Source organism: Coleofasciculus sp. G1-WW12-02 (assembly GCF_040219735.1).
Taxonomy (GTDB): Bacteria; Cyanobacteriota; Cyanobacteriia; order Cyanobacteriales; family Coleofasciculaceae; genus Coleofasciculus.
This window is the reverse complement of the sequence record NZ_JAVJRX010000165.1, coordinates 37,052-58,484: the sequence shown is the minus strand read 5'-3', so window position 1 is coordinate 58,484 and position 21,433 is coordinate 37,052. Positions and strand designations below refer to the sequence as shown.

Below are 21,433 nucleotides of genomic sequence, written 5' to 3'. Positions count from 1 at the left end.
GTTTTAGTTCTTCAAGTCACGCTGTACTTAGAGGCTTAGAGAGTAAAGCCACAAGAGGTAACAACAAATAAATTTAATCGCGTATGATTGAACAATCTACCCTCAATCCCAAATCTACCACCTTAGACAAGGTTGAAAAACCCAACCCAAATCAAAAATCCAATGAGTGGTGGCGTAGTGCCGTTATTTATCAGGTTTATCCCCGCAGCTTCATGGATAGTAATGGGGATGGTATCGGTGATCTGAAGGGGATCACGCAAAAACTGGACTATATCGCCTCCTTGGGCGTTGATGCGGTTTGGGTTTCACCATTTTTCAAGTCCCCGATGAAGGACTTTGGTTATGATATTTCTGACTATTGTGCGATAGAACCCATTTTTGGCACAATGGAAGACTTCAAGTGTCTCCTGAAGAAGGCAGATGAGTTGGGCTTAAAGGTACTCATTGATCAGGTATGGAACCACACATCAAACGAACATCCCTGGTTTCTAGAGAGTCGCAGTAGTCATGATAATCCCAAAGCTGACTGGTATATTTGGGCGGATGCAAAGCCAGATGGGACGCCGCCAAACAACTGGCTTTCAACCTTTGGTGGGAGTGCTTGGACATGGGACTCTCAACGGGAACAGTATTACCTGCACAATTTCCTAGCCGAACAGCCCGATTTAAACTGGTATAACCCAGAGGTTAGACAAGCCATTCTGGATGTGGCAAAGTTTTGGCTAGATTTGGGTGTCGATGGTTTCCGCCTAGATGTGGTGAATTTCTTTACCCATGATCGCCAACTGCGGGATAATCCACCCCGACCCAAAAATATGAAGCGACCGGCTGGAGCAGATCCCTACGATCCATTTTTCTCTCAATTGAATAAATATAACTTTTGCCAACCGGAAACCTTGGAATTTCTTAAACCAATTCGGGAATTGATGGATCAATATCCCGGAACAATGACGTTGGCGGAAATTAGTTCGGCGGAAGATACGATTATCACCTCCAGTGAATATGTTAAAGGCGAGAAACGTTTACATACAGCCTATAACTCAGTCTTGATGCATGATGAACCTTTGAGTTATGAGCGAGTGCGCGAAATGATCGAGCAGGTAGAGACCCATTTTCAAGAGGGGGTGATTTGCTGGACAGGGGGTACCCATGATTTTCCCCGACTCAAAAGCCGCTGGCTGAAGTTTCTCATTGATGATAAATTCACTCATGCCATCTTTGACCATCTGTTTATCGCGCTACAGCTTTCGCTACGGGGAAGTTGCTGTATTTATCAAGGGGATGAACTAGGTTTAACCCAAGCCACGATTCCCTTTGAAAAAATGCAAGACCCCTTTGGACTAGCCGGGTATCCATCAATTGTAGGTCGAGATGGCTCACGCACCCCCCTACCCTGGCTCAAAGATGCGCCTAATGCTGGCTTTACCGCAGCAGCAGAACCCTGGCTACCCATTGCAGAGGAACATCGCGATCAGGCGATTGACCAGCAGGATCATGAAGCCATGTCTCTTTTGAATAAATATCGCCGTTTGATTCATTGGCGCAAGCAACAACCGGCTTTACTTAAAGGGAATTTAACGCTGCTGGATACAGATGAACCGCTAGTGGGATTTACCCGCCAATGTGAGGAACAAAACCTCCTTTGTCTGTTTAATTTGAGTCCACTACCTGTTCATTTTGATTTATCGCCCTACCCCAATTGTTTGAGAGCCGATGAGTCTGATTTTATCAACAGACGGTATAATGGCGTTGTAGAAGTTCCCGGCTATGGCGTTTATTTTGGAAATTATTCAACTGAATAACGTTTAATTTTCAAAGCCTAGAGGTTTGGGCATCATTGATTAACAAAGGGGGGATTTGGTAGGATTCTCCCTTTGTCCTAAGCCCCCCTTGAGATCGGGCGATTTTAATCGCGGTTACACAAACCAAGTCCGCCTGCGCGGACTGGATGATAAAGGGGTTAGTCAACCCGGATTTAGTTCACAGAATCTGGACTTCAGCGACTTCTAATCACACTTATGATGCAGTACAGACGATTTGGGCGTACCGAACTACAAATGCCAGTACTCTCCTGCGGCGGAATGCGGTATCAATTTAAATGGAAAGATATGCCCGCCTGGTTAATTCCTCAAGATAATCAACACAACTTAGACGCAACGATTCGTCGAGGGATTGAAGTCGGCATTAATCATATTGAAACGGCGCGGGGTTACGGCACGTCAGAAATGCAGTTAGGCAAGATTTTGCCTACATTTCTCCGTGACCAATTAATTGTCCAGACAAAAGTTAGTCCTAAATCAGACCCCAAAGAATTTCGGCGTCAGTTTGAACAATCATTGAAATTCCTGAAACTGGACTATGTTGATTTACTCGGACTTCATGGAATAAACACGCCTCAATTACTCCATGATAGCATTCGTCCTGGGGGCTGTCTGGATGTGGCTCATCAGTTGCAAGCCCAAGGAAAAGTGCGGTTTATTGGCTTTTCTACCCACGGCGCTACTGATTTAATTATCAAAACTATTGAAACGGATCAATTTGATTATGTAAATCTGCACTGGTACTACATCAATCAGTTTAATTGGTCGGCGATTGAAGCCGCCACCCGTCACGATATGGGCGTTTTTATTATTAGTCCGTCGGATAAAGGAGGAATGCTGTATAAACCGCCGCAACGGTTAGTTGAACTCTGTCAACCGTTGAGTCCAATGGTATTTAATGACTTATTTTGCCTTTCCCATCCCCAGGTACATACCTTAAGTTTAGGTGCATCCCGCCCCAGTGATTTTGATGAACACCTGAAAGCGGTTGAATTATTGGATCAGGTTGATGAACTATTACCCCCCATTGTCGCACGATTAGAAGAAGCCGCGATCGCACGACTCGGTGAAGACTGGTTCAAAACCTGGCACATCGGTTTACCCAGCCACGAGGAAACCCCTGGTGGAGTGAATATCCCGGTAATTTTGTGGCTGAGAAATTTAGCGTTCGCCTATGATATGGTTGAATACGCTAAAATGCGTTACAACCTCTTAACCAATGCGGGACACTGGTTTCCGGGTGCTAAAGCCGATAAAATCGGAAAATTCGATCTTCAGCCATGTTTACACCGGAGTCCCCATGCTGATACAATTCCTACTTTACTCGAAGATGCGGATCAGCGCTTAGGAGGTGCAACTGTTAAACGCTTATCCCAACAATAACCTATAGCGATTCGACTGGAGTCGGAAGCATTTCGGTGAGTCAAACGAACTCTTAACTGGCAACAGAAGATTTCCTAACTCATTTAGGATTGCGACATCAGTTTGTTTCTCCCCTCATTCACGCTTAATTGTTATCCCTATCACCTGTTCTATAACCACCTTTCTGGTAGCATTGGGGTAAACAGAAGCAGGTGGCAAATTGGAGGTGAAAAATGTGCGAGAAAATCTCTGTCAAGAATCAACCAGTAGTCAAGCATTACGAACTGCCCTTATAGAAGATCGTTTTTGCTTATACTTTCAACCGATTTTCCCTCTCCGTCAGGGTGAAAACGAGGGTCATGTTCACAAGGAAATTTTAATCCGAATGGTGGGACAAGATGGCAGGATCATCCTACCCAACTATTTTCTTCCCTGTGCCGAAAAATCAGGATTAATGCCATCTATTGATCGTTGGGTTCTGGAATCATTTTTCAATGGCATTTACCACCCTAGCAAATGTATGGGCTGTTGGGCAAGGGATTATTATTGTGGGTGTATTATTGCATTTAACCTTTCCGGTTCCAGTGTTAACGATGACAGCTTTCTGAACTTTCTCGAAAATGCCGTCATCAACCATCCTGTTCCCCCCAGCAGTTTAGTCTTTGAGATTACCGAAACGGTAGCATTAACCAGCTTGGACAAAACCCGGAAATTTATCCAGCGCTTGCAAAACCTAGGTTGTCAGTTTGCCTTGGATGATTTTGGTACAGGTATGTCGAGTTTAGCCTATCTCAAGGAATTACCCTTAGATTTTGTCAAAATCGACGGTATGTTTGTGCGGGATGTAGTGTACAATCCCATCTCTGAAGCCATTGTCTGTGCTATTGTACAAATGGCTAAGGCGAAGCAAATTAAGACCATTGCCGAATACGTCGAAAATGTAGCGATTCTGGAACGATTGCAGGTGTTAGGTGTAGATTATGCCCAAGGGTTTTACTTAGGTAAACCTACCCCTATTCTCAAGAGAACGCCTATTTTTTAGGTAAATCATAAAATAGAGGAACTTCTATTTTATGTTCCCTGTTCCCTGTTCCTGACTTTCGCCCTGAAGTTGACGAAGTAACTTATAATGATTGGATAGCATTGTTTCTACATTCGGCGGTAAAAACGTAAAGTGAATATAAAACGAATTATCATCACTGGGTTTATCTAACACTTTGGCATAGATATCCTCATTCACCGAAATTAACCGATCATCAACAAGTAAATTAATCTTGATATTTGTCAAAGGAGCCATGACTTGTTCTGAGCAAATCTCGCCACCTTTGGCAGAAAGTTTTACTAAAGTTCCCCTAAAAAATAGATCACTGACATGCTTGCCATCCAAAAAAGTGTAGTGTAAAGGAATCGGCTCGACCAACGGCATAAATTGTTCTTCAGGTTTAGTCAAAAACAAGGAGTAAGGTTTGCCGATTCCCCCCACTTCATAAATCGGAATGGGCTTGGGCAATCCCTTGGGTTGAACCCGCATCTTTCCATCAATTCTCACCCCAGATCCAGCCGCATTTAGAGTAGACTGAGAAATCAGAATTTGACTGTCTGTCGTATAGGATTCGATGCGATAGGCTAAATTAACCTGAGAGCCCACCACTCCATATTTCGTCCGTTTCGATGACCCAATATTGCCAACGATAACCTCCCCCGTATTAATACCAATGCCCATAGTCAACGGCGGTAAACCCAGAAGCTTCATTCGTTCATTGACAGATGTCATTGCCAACTGCATCGCCACTGCACAAGCAATCGCGCGGCGGGCGTCATCTTCACGAAGCGTCGGCGCACCAAACAGAACTAAAATTCCATCCCCAAGAAACTCATCAATTGTGCCTTGGTATTGAGTAATCACATCCGTCATCGTGCCAAAATAAAAGTTGAGAATGTTCACCACCTCTTCTGGCGTTAAACGTTCAGTCAGGGCAGTAAACCCCCTTAAATCCGACGTTAAAATAGTAACCGTGCGCCGTTCACCACCGAGTTTAGCCCCTGAAGGGTTTTCTAAGACATTCGCAACAACTTCAGTAGTGAGATAGCGTCCAAAGGTTTCGCGGATTTTAGCCACTTGATGGGCAAGGTAACTGGTGATAGCCATCACTGAACCCGATAAAGCCAGCAGAGGCGGAACCACGGGAATCCACCATCCGATTAAAAACGCTCCATAACTACTACCCGCCACGATACCCCCTGCCAGGATCAGTCCCGAAAATCGTTGTACAGATGCCCGTCGCCGGTTCACCTGATACCGTCCCTGCCAGGTTAAAATAGCGCCTACAGTAGACCAGAAAAAAATCCACAGGTTTTCTTTGAGTTGGGAGAATGTTTGAATTAGAGGACGCCCTTGTAGCGCCGCACTCAGGATTTGACTGGTAAGATTGGCATGCAACTCTACTCCAGACATACGTTCGGGCAAAGCGAACCAACTGCTACTGTAGGGTGTAAAAATCCAGTCTTGGAAACTCTCACCCACAAAGCCGATCAGAATAATGCGATCGCGTCCCCAATCTGGAGGGATACGATCCTCAAGCAGATCATGCAATGAGATAGTCTCAAAGTGTTCCTTGCTACCTCGATAATTCAATAAGATTTGGTAGCCACCGTCATCCGTGCGGACATAACCCCCATCATTTTTTTTGAAGCGAGAAAACGTGCTTTTTCCTAACTGCCAGGTATTGGGTTCGCCTGGTATTGGTTGGGGGCTAATTCCTTGAGCATCAAGATAGAGAAGTGCTAGATAGAATCCGAAACTGGGAATCACATTTCCATTGGCATTTTCAACTTGTAAGAGTGCGCGTCGGACTTTAGTATCGGCATCAAAGATGACATCATTAGCGCCCACTTGCCCTTTCGCTTTCAACACTGGGGGGGCGGCGACAGCATCCTGACGCTTATCCCCAACCACTTTCTCAATCCCCACCAGATTGGGGGTTGTTTCAAAGATGCGAACTAATTCCTGATGACCCGGTTGTACGGGTAAATCCCGATAAACATCCAGACCAATAGCTTTAGGGTTATGGGTTTTGAGTTTAGCAATAGCTTGGGCATAAATCTGATCCGGAAGAATCGATCGAGAAAGTTGCCCAATTTTTTTCAAATCCGCCTCATCAATCCCCACGATCGCAATTCGTTGATCCAAGGGTGCGGAAGGACGCCAACGCATATATTGGTCATAGCATGCCCATTCCCAAGTTTGCAGCATCCCAATCCACCGCAGGAGAATGATCAAAGCTGTAACCGTTGGGCTAACTATCCAAACGCCACGCCATTGCCAAAGCCACCGCTTACAGGATTTGTACATCTAAACTAATAGATTCTGAGTGGGATATATTCGACTAGCTGGAATTTAGAGGCTTAAATAACTGGTAGGGAATCCCCCGTGCTTTCAGCTGGGGGAGGATGTCAATCTTTGAACTCTCTCATCGCCTCAGCATCTTGAGTTTCCTGAGCATCTTGAGTTTCAACCGCACAGGAGTGAACCAAACACTCAATGGGAATATTGTCCAACTCCACCGATGTTAACAATTCTTGTATCTCATCTGCGATCGCGGAGTCATTGGGAAATTGTTGATAGAGTCGAGCTAAAATCATCAGCGTTTCTGCCCAAATCATTTCTTTGGCATAGTTAGAGGCTTCGTCTTGAAGATGTTGTTTGATCCGTTCGGGTTGATTTACGAGTGCATCAAGAAGGGTTTGCAGTTCTGCGGGTGGGGTGGTTCCGTTCTGAATCGGTTGACGCTGGATTAAACCTCGAACAACATGATCCTTACTGCGATCATCAGGGTTACACACTAATGCCAATGTCCAACTATACCTTGTGTCAGTTGCCAGAGAGATGTGATCAGGAAGCTTGAATTCTAAAATACCGGGAATTTGGGTTAGGGGTATTTGTGTATAGTAGTAAACTTCCTGGTTTTCCTCGTCCACAAGCAGAAAATCGGCTGACTGCGCTTGTGTGGGGGGAATATACCAAAACAAGCTGGGGTTGGAAGATATGGTAGTCGTTAGATTATTCATTGGCGTTAGCGCCGTTAATCGTGTCTTTCCGGTAACACAAGCTATACCCCGTTGTCCGCCCCCGCCGGTTCTCTGGGGTGCGCCAATATTTTCTCCTGGAGGAAACTTTAAACTAATATCGAATGACTGGGCTTTGATTCGAGGTGCAGCGAAAGCCAACGCCAACCCGAAGATTAGCGTAACCGTACCGAGATAGGTAAAATGCTTAAGACCACCCATGGTATAACCTTCTTCTAATCTAGTCTTGAGATCTATTGCCACAGTCGCTTTCAATCTAAGCCATGACGATTGTCTTCAACGCTAGTTCCTGTCATCAGTTACGGCAAGACTAATGACTAACGACTAATGACATGTTAGCTTTCTTCGCCGGAAGCCCCGCGCTGTACCCGTAGGGTACAGCGTCGGGATGGATAGGCGGACAGCCGAAGGTACGGAGGCTGTCAATCCGGTGTATCTTGTCCTTCGACATACTTCTTAAGAACAGAAACAGTAACACCACCACACGAAGCGATAAAGTAGGACTTGTTCCAGAACACATCTTTCCCGTAAGTGGCATTTACTTCATCCGAAAATTCCTGCCGAATCCTGCGGCTAGAAACGGACTTAAGGCTACCCTTCAAATTTCGGTAAAGACATTTGAGGGTAGTACTGAAACAGAAGATGAACGATAAACAGTTGCACATTTATTTGCTATAATCAGTGTAGCCAAAAACAAACACCCCGATGAAGACAACGTACCAGTACCGCATCTATCCGCAATCTTCTCAGAAAGTTCAGCTAACTGAGAGTTTGCGGATTTGCCGTTATTGGTACAACCGAATGCTAGGTGAGCGGATAAATTGGTGGGAGCAAAATCGTTGCTCGGTTAATGCCTGTCCCTTAGTTTGTCATCTTCCGGAACTCAAAGACCGCCCCAATTACTACAATCAAAAACTTCAACTTCCAGTCATTAAAGAAGACTTGGTGCTGGTGAAGTGGTCGGGTGAGTTATTGAACTTCAACGGGGTCTACTCTACTATTTTGCAAGATGTTTGCAAACGAGTTGAGAAGGCTATGACCCGGTATATTCAAGGAGACAAAAACGGAAAGCGTTCGGGAAGACCCAGGATTAAGAACGAGTCTCGCTACCGGACAATGGTGTTCGATGGGGCTAAAAATGAGTGGCTAAAGTTTTGCACAGTTAATGGTAAATGGCTTTATCTCAAGCTACCCAAAATTGGGTTGGTTAAAGTCAGAACTCATCGCCCTCTCCCAGCCGGATTTAATCTCAAGCAAGTCAGCGTCACCAAGAAATCGGATGGATGGTACGCTAACTTTGTGTTAGACGCTCGATCCGTTCCTGAGTTCAAACCTGAAGAAATCGTCCCGACTTGGGACAACTCAATGGGAATTGATGCTGTCCTAAATGAGGATATTTACCTGGCAACATCAGAAGGAAAAAATCTCCCTTCTCTTAAACCGTTGAGGAAGAGCCTAGGTAAGCTAGGTAAGCTTCAAACCAAGAAGAATGCGAGGAAAAAGGGATCGTCGCGGCGCAGAAAGCTAGCCAAACATGAAGGTAAGTTGCATCAACAAATTGCGCGTTCTCGTAAAGACTTTCAGTACAAAACTGCCCATAAGTTAGTAAGAACTGGTAAAAAAGTCTTCTTCCACGAAGCTCTAAACATTGCCGGATTAACTAAGCGCAATGCCCCTAAACAGGATGGGCAAGGGAAGTATCTTTACAACGGACAAAGCGCCAAGTCCGGACTAAATAAATCCTGGCTTGACGCTGCTTATGGACAATTCTTTTCAATCCTCGGTTACATAGCTGGAAAAGCTGGGGCTAGTGTAATTGAAAAGAATCCGGCATACACATCCCAGCTCTTGAGCTATAAGGATGAATTCGTATTCACCGACTGCTCTATTCGTAGCTACTGGGATGAAGAGCTAAAACTCTGGGTTGACAGAGATGTTAATGCCGCTATCAACCTCAAACGTGTGGGGCTGGACGTGTTCCCCACCATAAAACGCCGTCGCGGGAATCCGGTAGTAGTTTCCTCTACTACTAATAGTACCGCTAAGGAAGTTCTGACCGTCTTATTCAAGGCATCAGTTGCCCACGCTCTCCCGTAGGGGAGCGTTGGGTACGTCACTTTGAACCTAGCCAGCCTATTGAGTGTCTCTGATGAAACTTGCGATCGCACAACTCAATCCCACGATTGGCGACTTAACCAGCAATGCCCAAAAAATCCTTGATGCGGCGAATCAGGCGGCGCGTCAGGGTGTCCGCCTCTTATTGACGCCTGAACTATCCCTGTGTGGATATCCGCCGCGAGACTTGCTATTAAATCCCAGTTTTATGGAGTCCATGACAGAATGTCTGGACACCTTAGCCCAACAGTTACCCTCAACCCTAGGGGTTTTGGTGGGAACAGTGACAGCGAATCCCAAAGCTGAGAGTTCGGGAGGTAAACCTTTATTCAATAGTATTGCCCTGTTGGAGGGCGGTAAGGTACAGCAGGTGTTTCATAAGCGCCTGTTGCCAACCTATGATGTCTTTGATGAGAACCGCTATTTTGAAGCCGGAGTCCAGACTAATTCATTTACATTAGAGGCACACTCAGCTACCCCAATTAAAATTGGCGTGACGATTTGCGAGGATCTGTGGAACGATGAGGAGTTTTGGGGGAAGCGTACTTATCAGTTCAATCCTATTACCGACTTAGTCCAGCAAAAGGTTGATTTGATCGTCAATCTCTCCGCATCGCCCTATAGTGTGGGCAAACAACAACTGCGGGAAGCTATGTTGCAACATAGCGCTAGGCGTTATCAGCAACCGATTCTCTACGCCAATCAGGTGGGGGGAAATGACGACTTAATCTTTGATGGGAGTAGTGTGGGATTTAACCGCGCCGGGGAAATGGTTTGTCGCGCCCCTGCCTTTGAAACCGATGTTTTGCTGGTAGACTTTGATACCCTCCAACGGGATTTACGCCAGAGTGCGATCGCACCCGCCCCAAAGAGTATAAATGCTCAAATATGGTCGGCTTTAGTTCTAGGGGTGCGAGACTATGCCCGCAAATGTGGCTTTAAACGGGTGGTGATTGGTTTGAGTGGGGGAATTGATTCATCCCTAGTTGCTGCCCTTGCCACAGAAGCCTTGGGGTCAGAAAATGTACTTGGTGTTCTCATGCCATCCCCCCATTCCTCTAAACACTCCATCGATGATGCCCTAGCTTTAGCCAAGAATTTAGGGATTAAAACTCATACCTTGCCCATTGGCGACTTGATGCAGGGGTATGACCAAACCTTAGAACCCCTATTTGCCGGCACCGAATTTGGCACAGCTGAGGAGAATATTCAAGCCCGGATTCGGGGAAACTTGTTAATGGCGATCGCGAATAAGTTTGACTATCTGCTAATCTCGACGGGGAATAAGTCAGAGATGGCGGTGGGGTACTGTACTCTCTATGGGGATATGAACGGTGGATTAGCCGCGATCGCGGATGTTCCCAAAACCCGCGTTTATTCCCTCTGTGAGTGGCTTAATTCTACCCAAGCTAAGGCATCGCAAAGCCAAGCTACCCCAAAGCCCTTATCGGATACCCAACCAGAAATTATTCCCGCGAATGTCTTAGCCAAACCTCCAAGTGCTGAACTAAAACCGGATCAAACTGACCAAGACTCCTTACCTGAATACACCATTCTGGATGATATCTTACAACGCCTGATTCATGACCATCAATCTGCCCACCAAATCATCGACGCCGGACATGATCCAGAGATTGTCCATAAAGTGATGCAAATGGTAGCACGGGCAGAATTTAAGCGCCGCCAAGCACCACCAGGATTAAAGATTACTGATCGGGCATTTGGTACCGGTTGGCGGATGCCCATAGCTAGTCGTTGGGTCGCGGTTAAGAAATCTATCTAAAGGTAGATAAAGAATTTTACACTGAAAATGCTGTATAGCAGCCAACCTATCATACTATAGATAGCATAGCAACCTTTTCACTAACGACCACGGAAACTAGACTATGCATCTCAAAACAACCTCAACTATTCTCGGATTAGCCGTTGGCAGTGCGTTAACCCTATCTACCATGCCAGCCAAAGCAGCGACAGTCGAGTTTGGCAATAACGGTATCTTATTTGATACGGATACCCAAATAGATTTTGACTTCATTCGGTCTCAAGGCGCTTTCAAGTCCACCTTATTTATTGTAGAAGCGGCTAATCCGACCGACCCAGTATTTACTCTGTTTAAGGAGAATGAGCCGTTTGATGATACAAGTCCCGATTTTATTGGGACTTGTCCAACCAGTGTAACAGTACCTGGTAGCTCTTCTTGCACAAATTTGTTCACCTTTGAAGCTGGTATCGAATACAGTTTGGCTCTCTTCTCCGGGAATAACAAGCCAGCCGGAACAAATGGGTTCGTTTACTCCACCGATGCTCTAAATACTCCGGCAAATCGTCAGGCGTTTGTTTTCGATGGCGTCGTTCTGCCTCCCTATACTGAACCAGGAGAAGGTTCATCTGATCCGGCTTTAGGTAAAGTGACGATTGCTTTCGATGACAAAGGTGGTGGAAACGATGGAGATTTCCAAGACTTTATCATCACGGCTATGGAAACTAAGGAATCTATCCCTGAACCAGCAACGTTAGCTGCATTAGGACTAGTCGCTGGCTCATTAACTCTAATCCGTCGTCGCCAGCGGTGATATAGCAACCGCCACAACGGTTAGGACACACCTGCGTGCATCGAAATAATAAACGGCATTCATCTGATGTCCTAAGGACTTTGGCGACTGCTATAAGTAGGGGACAATTCATGAATTGTCCCCTACAGGTACAGCATTTTCTTGAATTAATCCTAACTTTTATTGAGGATTGTGTACTTTTCAGTCAAGAATCCCTAAGAAAAAGGTGAAGATCAAAGGGAATACAGAGCAACCCCATTCCCAATTCTCCCCTTTCCCATGAAGATTCTGATAGTCGATGATGATCCAGTGACAGCTTCACCCCTGATTGAAGCACTCACAGCCCATAACTACACCATTGAAGCAGCAACGAATCCTGATCATGGACTGGAACTGGCTCAAACCTCTCACTATGACTTAGCTGTCTTAGACGTCACACCTCAAAAGCTAGATGGCATTCATCTATGCCAAAAACTGCGCCATCAGGGTTCTCAAATGCCGATTATCCTCGTCAGCCCTAAGGGAAGTAGCGCCGATCGCATTCGCGGATTAGAGGCGGGTGCGGATGACTATGTAATTAAACCCTATGATCTGTGCGAATTGATAGCGCGAATTCGGGCATTATTGCGGCGGCGTCACTCCACAATATCAAAGGTGTTGACCTGGGAGAAGCTGCGGCTAGAACCGGATACGGGTGAAGTGATGTATAAAGGAAAATTATTACACTTAACACCCAAAGAATACGGATTGTTAGAACTATTCCTGCGTCATCCTCGACGTATTTTTAGCCGCAGTGCTATCCTCAATCACATTTGGTCGAGTGATGAATTTCCCGGTGAGGAAGCCGTAACCACCCAGATTAAAGGGTTGCGGCAAAAGCTTAAAGCCGCCGGGATAAAAATTAATTTAATTGAAACAGTATACGGCGTAGGGTATCGCCTCAAAGATGCACCCACTCAGGAACAAGAAGACAAAAAAATCCGGGAAAATGTAGAAATCTATCATGACACGTCTGAAGCTAAAGTCATGGCGGCGGTTGCCAAAATTTGGCAAAAGTTTAAAGAAAGCCTCCCGGAAAAGCTAGACGTATTTAGGCAAGTGAGTTTAACCCTAGCGACAGGAACCCTGAATCAGCAACTCTATGAGCATGCCAAAATGGAAGCACACCGATTAGTTGGCTCATTAGGATCGTTTGGTTGTGCAGAGGGTTCTCAAATCGCACGCGAAATCGAACAGCTTTTGCAGACTCAGACAAAAGCAACGCCGCCAGACGCCCAGAAGCTGAAACATTTAATAGACTCACTCCAACAGGCGATCGCAACCAAACCCGCCCTTGTTCAGGTGGCGCCCCCTGTCTGTGATCCGCCAACTTTTTCCACTTCCCCAGCCCAATTATTGGTTATTGACGATGATCAGATCCTCACTCAACATATAGAAATCGAAGCAAAAGCCTGGGGATTGCAGGTGAATAGCGCCCCTCACCTTCAAGCCGCCAAACGAGCGATCGCGCTACATCCTCCTGATGTAATTTTGCTGGATCTCACCTTTGCTGACACCCAAGAAAACGGCTTTGAACTCCTAGCAGAACTCGCTAACCAACACTCAGAAATTCCCGTTTTCATCTTTTCCAGTCAAAATCACCTCAGCAGTCGAGTAAAAGCCGCTCGTCTAGGTGCTGCTACCTTTTTACAGAAACCCATGACTCCCCCAGAAATTTTGCACGCGGTGACTCAAGCGATTAATCAGCAGAAATTGGGGGAAGCTAAAGTCTTAGTCGTGGATGATGACGAGCAAATCCTCGCCCTGCTGCGCCACTTGCTGCAACCCTGGGGACTAAAGGTGACTACCTTGGCACATCCCCAACGCTTCTGGGACGTCCTAGAAGCCGTATCCCCTGACTTACTAATTTTAGACGTAGAAATGCCGGAATATAGTGGCATAGAGTTATGTCAAGTGGTTCGTCATGACTTACGCTGGAATAACTTACCCGTGCTATTTCTCTCCGCCCATACAGAAGTGCAAACGGTGCAGCAAGTTTTTACCGTCGGTGCTGATGATTACGTGAAAAAACCGATAGTAGAGCCTGAACTCATTACCCGTGTGTTAAATCGGCTAGAACGTCGATCCAGTAGTAGCAGTTAGTGGTAGTGACATAAGACAATTAAGCAAAACGTTGTCCGATCGCTTTGAGGGCAAACTGCGGTAAAGCCATCATCCGCCGCCAGCGCCAAGGTTCTTGATAGAGTCGATAGAGCCATTCCAAATGATGATTCCGCAACCAGACAGGCGCACGGGATTTAACCCCAGCCCAAATATCGAAGCTACCGCCAACGCCAATCCAAATGGATCGAGGACACAAATGTCGGTTTTGAGCAATCCACAACTCCTGACGGGGAACCCCTAAACCGACAAAAATTAATGGCGGTTGTTCTTTTGCTAATCTAACTTTGAGTTGATCTTCAGCTTCTGGGGAAAGATAGCCATCTTCAATTCCTGCGATCGCGAGTTTCGGGTATTGTTCTTGCCATATCTTAGCCGCCGCTTGAGCAATACCCGGTTGACCCCCATAGAAAAAAACCGGATAAGACTTACCCCATTCTCCCGCCTGTTGCAGTAACGATTCTGCCAACTCAATTCCTGGACAACGCTGCTGTCGGATACCGTGGAGGAGTAAGTAAAGGATAACACCTGAACCATCAGGGACAACTAATTCCGCTTGTCGGATTGAACTTGCCAAAGCTGGATGACACTCCGCCTGCATTACCATTTCTGCATTCAATGTCACCACATGACACCCCAGGTTTTGCCCAAGGCGATTACCCAACCAGCGATCGTACTCTTGGAGTAGGTGAACAGATAGTCCCATAACAGGGAACGGCTTCGGGGTCTCACACATAATCAGGTTGTTGCTTATTCTCCCATCAAATTAACACTTAGCAGACTATCTGATCCGGACGGTGAACGCTAGTCTTTGGTTAAGATTGATCAAGCTGCTGCGAAAAATGAGAAGAGACGCGATACTTCGCGCCTCTGAAATCTATCTCTACTGGAATTTGCTCACTAGATGGCTCTTTTTACCAAGCGATCTGGGTACAAGCCAAGCGGTGTGAAGGGGCATTCCCACTACCCTTGAACCCACTTGTCTGTTACTTCTGTTATAGGAGAAAATCTGTAAAGATAGGAACAAGTTGGGCTAATCCATTTTAAAGATTGCAACAAGATGGTCTTATGTCCTTTGTCCTTTGTCCTTTCTCATCGATATGTCTGCCTCATATCCCTTTTTCTGGATGCGATCGCACCACGAATGTTAAATTAGTGCTGTTCCCGCTTATCCTTCAACCCAGACATGCTTAAACCTGAACTCCTCGCCCCAGCGAAGAATCTGGAACGCTTAAAAGTCGCCATTGCTTATGGTGCAGATGCGGTGTATCTAGGGGGACAAAACTATGGATTGCGGGCGCGTGCAGATAATTTTACTGACTCTGAGTTAGCTCAAAGTGTGGCATTTGCCCATCAACATGATGCCAAAATTTACGTCACGCTGAACGCTTTTCTCCACGATGCCGACTTTGAGGGACTCATTGATTATTGCCAGTTTCTCGAATCTATGGGGGTTGATGGGGTAATCGTCTCCGATTTAGGGGTTATCCGAGTTGTTCAAAGGAATTCAAATCTACCTATTCACCTCTCCACTCAAGCATCTTGTCTCAATTCCTACAGCGCCCTTCTCTGGAAAAAAATGGGAGTCAAGCGCTTAATTGTCGGTCGAGAACTCAGTATTGCTGAAGCGGGTTTAATTGGAGAACAATCCGGTATTGACGTGGAAATGTTTGCCCACGGTGCAATGTGTATGGCATATTCTGGTCATTGTACCATTTCTAATTTTACCGCAGGTCGCGATTCTAACCGGGGCGGATGTATCCAATCCTGTCGATTACCCTATCACTTACAAAGTCATGACGATAAAGCCGATAATTTGGTCAGCTTCATGTCTTCCAGAGATTTGTGGGGAATTTATCAGATTGGCGATTTTTTTAACCATAATATTTGCTCATTAAAAATAGAAGGACGGATGAAATCCTCGTTCTATGTCGCCCTCACCTGTAAGGTTTATCGTCAATTAATTGATGCTTATGCAGTCGGCACATTAGATGAACAGCTCCTCAGCCAAGCCGCAGCCGAACTGCAATCGATTCCTAACCGAGACTATTTTTCGGGTTCCTTAGAAACACCAGCCGATAAGAATTCCGTATTTGGACAGTTATCGGGAATTAATACAGGAACTCACTGCTATTTAGGCATGGTTATGGATACAACCTCCCAAGAGATTATTTTACGACTCATTGAACCCTTGGCAGTTGGCGATAAAATTGAAATTATCCCTTTTCATGGAGAACCGATAGGGTGGCAAGTTAATCAGATTTTTTCTATGACAGGTGAACGGTTAGAATCGATGCGAAAGGACAGTATTGTTCGCTTACCCAAGCCGGATGACTCCGTGCGATCGCACAATATCGCCCAATTAAATGTCGTTCGATTCACCCATTCCCCAGGGCGAAGCATTCTTGCCAAAAACTTAGTCCGAAGAGTATAAACTTTATCCAAGAATGCTTCGCCCATTCCTCCAAGTTTGACGACAAATTACCATGCAATTTAATACATTTGTTTCATCAATTCAGGATTTAGGGTATTGTGTCAAAGCCCCCAATTTACAAGAAGTATTATTGGAACCAATACTATTAGCGCGACAGGGACAATTATCAAAAGCGAAGGTTCATGATTTAGCCAGACAAGCTTGGGAAAACGAACTGCGCCCGGTACTCGTCTGGGATCTGTTAATGCCAGAACGGGTAATGAGAATTATTTGTAATCATTTAAAGGATTGGGAACTCAGTCACTTTGGCGCCATTCGTGTCTGTGATCCTGGCGCGGCTTATTGGCTGAAAACCCATTTTCCTGAGATTCCTATCCAGTTAATTGTTGAGACAGGGAATCACAATCTGGAGGCTTTGCAGGGATGGTGCGAGATTTTTTCGGAGTCGTTGGAACGGTTAGTGTTATCGATTGAACTACCGGAAGAAAAGCTGATTGAATATTGCCAAACTTTACCCGTTCCCTGTGAATTGCTGGGTGTGGGACTTATTCTCTTATTTTACTCGCCGCGATCGCTCTTAGTAAACCCGTTGCTGGAAAGCCAGCATACAGAAGGAACAGAGGAAATCGATTCTCTATACCGATTTAACCCAGACTCCCCTCTTTATCTAGAAGCGACGGCGGCTTTTGCTGATAACCCTAATCGCCATTTTCCTACTTTAGAAACTGCCCATGGAACGTTCATGTTCTTAGACAAAGATCAGTTTATTCTCGATCGTTTAGATGGGTTGTGTGAGGCGGGTTTACATACAGTACGATTAGACGTGCGACATCTGAGTCAGGAGGATAATGTCGCCGTTGATATTGATAAAATTTGTCGCCAAATATTAGAAAATCCGGCAAAATTACGGGAAAACTGGTTCCGAGAAACACGCGCTCCTTTTTTCAAAGCGAATCGCACCACCGCATTGTTCCCCCGGATGAAATCAAAACTATCTGAATACCGAAATGACACCTGTTTAGCGGAAGTTCTGGCTGGCGAAAGTGGCAAATATGTGGTTTTTTACACCTGGCGTTCCTTCGAGATTTCACAGATTCAAAGTATGGTTTTGCCAACGGGTGAAGCGATTGTTCCCCAAGATGTTATTTTTCGCACCATAAACGGCGAACCTCTGGACAGCTTTGAACCCGAACAACTTTTAGTTACCGACTGGATAAAAAAAGCCGTACCAGGATCATTACTTTTGGGTAAGATATCTTGATTGATACAGGGGTGTAGGGGCGGGTTTTACAGATAACAGTTTGCTACAAACTGATAACGTGACTAAACCCGCCCTTCTAGAGTGCGATACCTTGATAAGGGCGCAAGGATGGTGCCCCTACGTTCGGGTGTACCTCATCTGGGTCATATCTACTAAAAATCTACTAATTTCTACTAAATTAGTAGATTAAGGTGTCAGCTATTCATGATCAACGACTGAGAATGTCTAATCCATACTTTCGCTTCAAACAATTCACCGTCTTTCATGATCGCTGTGCGATGAAGGTCGGCACGGATGGTACACTGTTAGGGGCATGGACGGATATCACAGGCGTGCAAAGCATTCTGGATATTGGCACAGGAACGGGTTTGGTGGCGCTGATGTTGGCACAGCGATCGCAGGCGCATATCGACGCCGTGGAAATTGACGCAGAGGCTTGCATTCAGGCGCAGGAGAATGTGGCGCGATCACCTTGGCGCGATCGCATTCAGGTGTATCAGGGTTCTGTGCAAGATTATGCCACGACTTGCTCTAAGCGGTACGATCTGATTGTGTCTAATCCCCCCTTTTTTGACAATGCCAGTAAAGCGTCACAAAAGGCGAGAACCGTCGCACGACATAGTGATTCTCTTAGGCAATTGGATCTATTACAAGTGACAGAAAAGCTTTTGTGCGAGAATGGTAGGCTTGCTGTCATTTACCCTACTGAAGCAGCCCAACTCTTCCAAGAAAAAGCCGAATCATTCGGTTTTTTTTGCCAGAGGAAACTCTCTGTTAAACCAACCTTAGCCAGTCAAACTAAACGAATTATACTGGAACTAGGTAAATATCAGTTACCCTCTCAAGAAAACATCCTTACGATAGAAGCCAGCAGACGGGTTTATACCCCTGAATTTATTAGCTTGATTAAAGAGTTTTATCTAAAGTATTAATAATATTACCTCATACCAGCGAGCAAGATGCTCGTTCACTAAGTACAGGAGAGTCATCCTGGATTGTGAAACTCGTTGCCGAGAGTTAGTCTAACTTTAGGCTGATGAGAATTCTGCAAATAATAATCAAACTAGAGATATGTGGAATAATCAAAATCCCCCAGAATTCGAGCATGACGGTTTTCCCCATCCCCAACGAGATGGGGTGGATGAGAAATCTCCAGACACTGAACAGGAAAGCCTTGACCCTAATCTATCGCCAGAGCATATAAAATCGACCAAAAAATCTTTGAAGCGCATCTATATTACTCTCCTAATTATTGGTTTACTTTTAGGAGGAGTGGTATCTGTAGGAGTTGTTATCGCCCTTGATCGCATGGGATTGACAGACGCCCCAGCAGATGTGGAAGAGACTGAAATGCCCTATTAAGCCGAATGGCGCTCAAATAAGCATTTTTGGGTCGCCGAAATCCTTGATATACCGTAGGGTGGGCATTGCCCACCAGCCAAAATTTCAGTACTATTCCTATTCAACCTGTCGCGCCTCAAATTGGATAGTTGTGCGATCAGTACTTCTTACGCCAGATAAGGTAATATAGCATAATCCCACCGAAAAAAACTAAACCTGCCCCTACATGAATAAGGGCTGGTTTTGCTGCTCAGTTATCGGTGATAAGTTAGCGTGAGTCCCTAAACCTGCCTCTACAATTCCTAAACCCGCCTCTACAATTGGCTGATGAATTACGACAAACTCAATCCAGAACTTTATCCCACAAAACTTTATCTGAGTCCGGAAAAAGATGAACTCTTTGAAAAAGAAGTGTGGCCCAAGCCGTTTGTTTTTAACCAGGATGTGGTCAATGTTTTCGATAATATGATATTTCGTTCAGTGCCTCTGTATCAAGAGGTGCTAACCTGTGCCGCTCATTGGGCGAGAGAGTATTATCAACCGGGAACGCGGATTATTGATGTTGGCTGTTCTACGGGAACATTTCTGGAATTACTGGGGCGTTTCTTGAAGCAAAACGCTACGCTGGTTGGGATTGATAATTCTCAACCCATGATAGAGAAAGCGGAGCAGAAGTTGGTTCAGATTAAACAGATACATCAGATTCAATTCATCTGTGACAAGGCAGAAAACTGTTCCTTTGAGAATAGTAGCGTTGTTGTGATTAACTACACCCTACAATTTTTGCCGCTACAGGTGCGTCAACTCTTGCTCCGAACTATCTACGAGGGATTGGTTCCAGGTGGCTTACTCTTCGTAAGTGAAAAAGTAAAGTCACCCTATCCCCAATTTCAAGAGACAATCACCCGACACTACGAAGCCTTTAAAGCTCATAATGGTTATGCCCGTACTGAAATTGAACGCAAAAAGGAGGCGCTAGAGAATGTGTTAGTGCCTTTAACAGAAGATCAGCAGGTGCAAATGTTATATGATAGTGGCTTTAATAGCGTTGATTCACTAATTAAATTACATAACTTTGTTTCCTGGGTGGCTCTCAAGTAAGAGGAATTTGGAGGAGGAACCACAGCAATCCAAAAATCCTCTGTGTTCTCTGTGCCTCTGTGGTGCTTTATTTCAATAAACAATGACAAATTCTGATATTGGTTATATACCCCCTGATTACCTAGAGCGCTACCCCGAAACTTTAGCACGAGAGGCGATTTTATCAGTACGCCAAGAGCGACAATCCAAATTATTCGCTCCTCAAGTGAGTCAATATCGGGAAGCGGTGCAGGCGGTTCAGGACATCCACAGTGATTGGTATGACTTCTCTGATGCTGTGGTTAAAGTGGGTCATGCTGAGGAACTCACAACCGAACAAAAACAGCGATTTTATCACTCGTTGCAAGCCTTTTGCCCTTGGAAAAAAGGACCCTTTGAACTGTTTTGGATTACCATTGATGCAGAGTGGCGTTCTGACTGGAAATGGGCGCGAATTTTACCCCATATCCATTCCCTGAAAAATCGTCGGGTGGCGGATATTGGCTGTCACAATGGCTATTTTATGTTTCGCATGGCTGATCAGGAGCCGGAGTGTGTGATTGGGTTTGAGCCAGTTCCTAAGCACTTTTGGAACTTTCAGCTTATCCAAAATATTGTTCAGCAACCAATGCTGACATTTGAGTTATTGGGGGTTGAGCATATTGATTTTTATCCTGATTTCTTTGATACGATTTTTTGTCTAGGGATTCTTTACCATCATCGAGATCCGATTAATTTATTGGGTAAACTGCGACAAGCCCTAGCACCTAAGGGAGAAATTGTGATTGATTGTCAGGGAATTCCAGGGGAACTTCCTGTTGCGTTGACTCCTCGCAAGCGCTATGCTAAAGCACGCGGAATTTGGTTTTTGCCGACTCAATCTTGTTTGGAGAATTGGCTAGTACGGGCTGGCTTTAATCACATTCACTGTTTTTTTGCTCAACCCTTGTCTGTGGAGGAACAGCGCCGCACCCCTTGGGCAAATATCGATAGTTTACGAGAATTTCTGAATCCTGATAATTTATCTGTAACGATAGAAGGCTATCCCGCACCGTGGCGCTATTATGTAATGGCTTGTAAAGATTAAACGTGATTTTGCTTGTTTTTATGAGTGCAGAAAACATAAATCATAAAATGGAGTATTTAGTAGCGAATGTTACTTTTTTGGGTAAATACCAGTAGATGATTTGATGGCTGAATCAGTGGTCTAGGGATTCTGTTG

General features: G+C 45.2%; 16 protein-coding genes and 1 pseudogene. 13 read left to right on the top strand and 4 right to left on the bottom strand.

Features of this window, described 5'->3' with window-relative positions:
* Positions 1-83: 83 nt before the first annotated feature.
* The 3 genes from RID09_RS26395 (at position 84) to RID09_RS26385 (ending at position 4,224) form a co-directional block, all read left to right on the top strand.
* Positions 84-1,802, top strand: coding sequence for an alpha-glucosidase family protein (locus RID09_RS26395; RefSeq protein ID WP_446338889.1), 1,719 nt, complete (start codon positions 84-86; stop codon positions 1,800-1,802).
* 219 nt (positions 1,803-2,021) lie between these two features.
* Complete coding sequence (locus RID09_RS26390) at positions 2,022-3,203, top strand: aldo/keto reductase (RefSeq protein WP_446338926.1); 1,182 nt, start codon at positions 2,022-2,024, stop codon at positions 3,201-3,203.
* Positions 3,204-3,417: 214 nt separating this feature from the next.
* Positions 3,418-4,224, top strand: a complete 807-nt coding sequence (locus tag RID09_RS26385) for an EAL domain-containing protein (protein ID WP_446338888.1) — start codon at positions 3,418-3,420, stop codon at positions 4,222-4,224.
* Between the two features lie 24 nt (positions 4,225-4,248).
* On the opposite strand, the gene RID09_RS26380 is transcribed toward RID09_RS26385, so the two are convergent.
* The 3 genes and pseudogenes from RID09_RS26380 to tnpA all read right to left on the bottom strand — a co-directional run.
* A complete protein-coding gene (locus RID09_RS26380) occupies positions 4,249-6,534 on the bottom strand; it encodes a CHASE2 domain-containing protein (RefSeq protein ID WP_446338887.1) in 2,286 nt (761 codons plus the stop codon).
* A gap of 101 nt (positions 6,535-6,635) precedes the next feature.
* Positions 6,636-7,511, bottom strand: a complete 876-nt coding sequence (locus tag RID09_RS26375) for a DUF928 domain-containing protein (RefSeq protein ID WP_446338886.1) — start codon at positions 7,509-7,511, stop codon at positions 6,636-6,638.
* A gap of 179 nt (positions 7,512-7,690) precedes the next feature.
* Positions 7,691-7,916: pseudogene (tnpA, locus tag RID09_RS26370) on the bottom strand (IS200/IS605 family transposase); the annotation flags it as partial.
* Positions 7,917-7,973: 57 nt separating this feature from the next.
* Here tnpA and RID09_RS26365 point away from each other — a divergent pair.
* The 4 genes from RID09_RS26365 (at position 7,974) to RID09_RS26350 (ending at position 14,077) form a co-directional block, all read left to right on the top strand.
* Complete coding sequence (locus RID09_RS26365) at positions 7,974-9,365, top strand: RNA-guided endonuclease InsQ/TnpB family protein (protein WP_446338885.1); 1,392 nt, start codon at positions 7,974-7,976, stop codon at positions 9,363-9,365.
* A gap of 52 nt (positions 9,366-9,417) precedes the next feature.
* Positions 9,418-11,166, top strand: a complete 1,749-nt coding sequence (locus RID09_RS26360) for an NAD+ synthase (RefSeq protein WP_446338884.1) — start codon at positions 9,418-9,420, stop codon at positions 11,164-11,166.
* A 103-nt stretch (positions 11,167-11,269) separates the two neighbouring features.
* Positions 11,270-11,956, top strand: a complete 687-nt coding sequence (locus tag RID09_RS26355) for a PEP-CTERM sorting domain-containing protein (protein ID WP_446338883.1) — start codon at positions 11,270-11,272, stop codon at positions 11,954-11,956.
* Positions 11,957-12,214: 258 nt separating this feature from the next.
* Positions 12,215-14,077: a response regulator gene (locus RID09_RS26350; protein ID WP_446338882.1), complete on the top strand. Its 1,863-nt coding sequence runs from the start codon at positions 12,215-12,217 to the stop codon at positions 14,075-14,077.
* A gap of 19 nt (positions 14,078-14,096) precedes the next feature.
* Here RID09_RS26350 and RID09_RS26345 read toward each other — a convergent pair whose 3' ends face one another.
* Complete coding sequence (locus tag RID09_RS26345) at positions 14,097-14,831, bottom strand: WecB/TagA/CpsF family glycosyltransferase (RefSeq protein ID WP_446338881.1); 735 nt, start codon at positions 14,829-14,831, stop codon at positions 14,097-14,099.
* A 450-nt stretch (positions 14,832-15,281) separates the two neighbouring features.
* Here RID09_RS26345 and RID09_RS26340 point away from each other — a divergent pair, with 450 nt between their 5' ends.
* The 6 genes from RID09_RS26340 (at position 15,282) to cmoB (ending at position 21,298) form a co-directional block, all read left to right on the top strand.
* The gene (locus RID09_RS26340; protein ID WP_446338880.1) at positions 15,282-16,529 is read left to right on the top strand and encodes a U32 family peptidase; all 1,248 of its coding nucleotides are present in this window, start codon (positions 15,282-15,284) and stop codon (positions 16,527-16,529) included.
* Positions 16,530-16,581: 52 nt separating this feature from the next.
* Positions 16,582-17,790 (top strand): U32 family peptidase, encoded by a 1,209-nt coding sequence (locus RID09_RS26335; protein WP_446338879.1) that lies wholly within the window; start codon positions 16,582-16,584, stop codon positions 17,788-17,790.
* A 221-nt stretch (positions 17,791-18,011) separates the two neighbouring features.
* Positions 18,012-18,722, top strand: a complete 711-nt coding sequence (locus RID09_RS26330) for a tRNA1(Val) (adenine(37)-N6)-methyltransferase (RefSeq protein ID WP_446338878.1) — start codon at positions 18,012-18,014, stop codon at positions 18,720-18,722.
* A 139-nt stretch (positions 18,723-18,861) separates the two neighbouring features.
* On the top strand, positions 18,862-19,152 hold the full coding sequence (locus tag RID09_RS26325; RefSeq protein WP_446338877.1) for a hypothetical protein: 291 nt from the start codon (positions 18,862-18,864) through the stop codon (positions 19,150-19,152).
* A 306-nt stretch (positions 19,153-19,458) separates the two neighbouring features.
* Entirely contained in the window at positions 19,459-20,232 is a 774-nt protein-coding gene (gene cmoA, locus RID09_RS26320; RefSeq protein WP_446338876.1) for a carboxy-S-adenosyl-L-methionine synthase CmoA, read from the top strand.
* An 82-nt stretch (positions 20,233-20,314) separates the two neighbouring features.
* Positions 20,315-21,298, top strand: a complete 984-nt coding sequence (cmoB, locus tag RID09_RS26315; protein ID WP_446338875.1) for a tRNA 5-methoxyuridine(34)/uridine 5-oxyacetic acid(34) synthase CmoB — start codon at positions 20,315-20,317, stop codon at positions 21,296-21,298.
* Positions 21,299-21,433: the final 135 nt, after the last annotated feature.